The 2286-nt window shown below is 69.4% G+C and carries 6 protein-coding genes; all 6 read left to right on the forward strand.

What is annotated here, in order from left to right; translation table 11 throughout:
• The coding region (locus tag CF8_RS22940; RefSeq protein WP_036490240.1) for a type II secretion system F family protein at positions 1-238 on the forward strand (238 nt) is incomplete at its 5' end.
• Between the two features lie 58 nt (positions 239-296).
• Positions 297-494, forward strand: coding sequence for a hypothetical protein (locus CF8_RS04600; RefSeq protein WP_036490243.1), 198 nt, complete (start codon positions 297-299; stop codon positions 492-494).
• A 67-nt stretch (positions 495-561) separates the two neighbouring features.
• Positions 562-897 (forward strand): TadE/TadG family type IV pilus assembly protein, encoded by a 336-nt coding sequence (locus CF8_RS04605; protein WP_232211618.1) that lies wholly within the window; start codon positions 562-564, stop codon positions 895-897.
• Positions 894-1358: a hypothetical protein gene (locus tag CF8_RS04610; RefSeq protein ID WP_010831974.1), complete on the forward strand. Its 465-nt coding sequence runs from the start codon at positions 894-896 to the stop codon at positions 1356-1358. The genes CF8_RS04605 and CF8_RS04610 overlap by 4 nt, the downstream gene beginning before the upstream one ends.
• Positions 1355-1795: a Tad domain-containing protein gene (locus CF8_RS04615; RefSeq protein WP_010831975.1), complete on the forward strand. Its 441-nt coding sequence runs from the start codon at positions 1355-1357 to the stop codon at positions 1793-1795. The genes CF8_RS04610 and CF8_RS04615 overlap by 4 nt, the downstream gene beginning before the upstream one ends.
• Positions 1796-1870: 75 nt before the next feature.
• Positions 1871-2286, forward strand: a 416-nt coding sequence (locus CF8_RS22345) for a hypothetical protein (protein WP_036490249.1), incomplete at its 3' end; no start/stop codon positions are given.

The raw sequence follows: 2286 nt of genomic DNA on the forward strand, positions 1-2286 counted from the left end.
GCTCGTGGCCCGCTTCGCGACCGGCATCTCGGTCGCCATCGAGCGCGGGACTCCGCTGGCCGACGTGCTGCACGCCCAGGCCGCGGACGTGCGCGAGGCCGGTCGCCGCAACCTGATCGAGACCGCCGCCCGCAAGGAGGTCCTGATGATGGCGCCCGTCGTCTTCCTGGTCCTGCCGGTGACGGTCCTCTTCGCCTTCTTCCCCGGCGCCATCGGCCTCAGCCTGGTGGTGCCGTGAGCACCGCCGATCCACACCCACCTCTGTGCACGTCCGAACGAACCGAACGGGGAAACCGATGATCAACACCACTCTCGACCAGCTCCTGCGCCTCTACGTCGCGATGACCGAGCCTCGCCGGCGTGACGAGCGGGGAGACGTGCCCGGCTGGGTGATGGTGACCGTGATGACGGTCGGCCTGGCGATCGTGATCTTCGGCTTCGCCGAAGAGCCGCTCAAGGCCCTGCTGACTCGCGCGTTCGACTCGGTCAAGTAGCCCGATGCTCGGCTGCCTCCGATCCCGCACGAGGTCAGAGCGTGGCAGCGCGGTGGTGGACTTCGTGATGATCCTGCTGGTCCTGCTCCCGCTGTTCGCCGGGTTGCTCCAGCTCGCGCTCGTCCTGCACGTGCGCAACACGCTCTCCTCCGCCGCGGCCGAGGGGGCGCGTCGCGCGGCCGTCGTCGGGGCGACGGCCGACGACGGCAGGGCGAAGGCGGCCGAGCAGATCGTGGGCACCCTCAACGAGAAGTTCGCCCAGGACATCGACATCCAAGGCACGACGATCGGTGGTGCGCCCGCCTACAAGGTCGTGATCGTCGCCGAGGTCCCGGCGCTCGGACTGGGCGGACCGGCGATCCGCCTCGAGGTCAGTGGCAACGCGATCATCGAGTCGCCATGAGGATTCGGGCTGACGAGCAGGGGAGTGCGCTCGTCGAGTTCTGCTGGGTCGGGCTGATCCTCTTCATCCCGATCACCTGGATCGTCATCTCCGTGTTCGAGGTGCAGCGCGGCGCCTTCGCCGTCAACGGCGCGGCCCGGGCGGCGGCGCGCGCCTATGCGCTGGCGCCGGACGACGCGACCGGTGCCGCCCGGGCGCAGGCGGTCGTCGACCAGACGCTCGCCGACCAGGGCGGCGACGGGCAGACCGGCAAGGTGCACGTGTCGTGCGTCCCCTTCCCGAAGAACTGTCACACCGGCACCTCGATGATCACCGTCCGGATCGCCTCCGGGGTCACGCTGCCGTTCCTGCCCGCGGTGCTCGGCGACCAGCGGGACTCGTTCAAGCTGACGGCGACGCACACCGTGCCGATCGGCCAGTTCGTCGCCGTACCCCACGAAGAGCAAGGGGTCGAGGAGTGAGGCGCCGCGACGAGCGTGGCTCGACGATCCCGCTCATCGTCGGTCTCGCGGCCGTCCTGCTGATGGGCGTCGCCCTGGTCGTCAACGCGTCGTCCGCCTATCTCCAGCGGCAGGCGCTGGACACCCTGGCCGACGGCGCGGCGCTGCGCGGGGCCGACCTCGGCGCTGCGGGTGTGTACGGCGAGGGCCTGGACGTCGAGCGGTTGCTGCAGGAGAAGGGGGCCGTCGAGAAGGTCGTGGTCGCCTACCTGCAGTCCATCGGGGCGGACAGGACCTACCCCGGCCTCGAGGTCGACGCCCGGGTGAACGTCGTCGACCGGTCGGTGACCGTGACCCTGAGTGCGCCCGTCGACCTGCCGATGCGCATCCCGGGAAGTCCGACGAAACCCGTCGTCGGGGCGAGCAGCACCGCCGCCGTGACGGTCCAGGGCAACTGAGCGACAACTAATCGACCCACCGGCGCATCCCTCTTGCAGCAGCCCACAACGGGCGACACTGACAGGGGGAATCCCATGAACCGATTCATCACCGCCGGCGCCGGTCTCGCACTGATCGCCACCCCGCTCGTTGCCACCACGGCCACCGCGAGCGACACCACCGCCGAGCGCAAGGTGGCCTACTCGGTCACCGCCAAGATCAACAAGACGATGGCGATCGCCGACGAGGACGTCGTGAAGATCCGCGGCAAGGTCAGCCCGAAGGCCGTCGGCGACAAGGTCGTCCTGCAGCAGCGCATGGACGGCAAGAAGAAGTGGGCGGTCTCCGGCAAGGCCAAGATCAAGGCCAACGGCACGTTCCTGCTCAAGGACGAGCCGAGCACCGCCGGCACCCGGTTCTACCGCGTGCTCAAGCCGGCCGCGGGCAGCATCAAGAAGGGCGTGAGCCAGGAGCTCGAGCTCGTGGTCTACGGCTGGGAGAAGCTCGGCTA

It is taken from the genome of Nocardioides sp. CF8 (genome assembly GCF_000389985.1).
Taxonomy (GTDB): domain Bacteria; phylum Actinomycetota; class Actinomycetes; order Propionibacteriales; family Nocardioidaceae; genus Nocardioides; species Nocardioides allogilvus.

Coding starts and splice junctions, on each gene's coding strand:
- CF8_RS04600 (WP_036490243.1), top strand. CDS start 297: ATGATCAACACCACTCTCGACCAGCTCCTGCGCCTCTACGTCGCGATG.
- CF8_RS04605 (WP_232211618.1), top strand. CDS start 562: ATGATCCTGCTGGTCCTGCTCCCGCTGTTCGCCGGGTTGCTCCAGCTC.
- CF8_RS04610 (WP_010831974.1), top strand. CDS start 894: ATGAGGATTCGGGCTGACGAGCAGGGGAGTGCGCTCGTCGAGTTCTGC.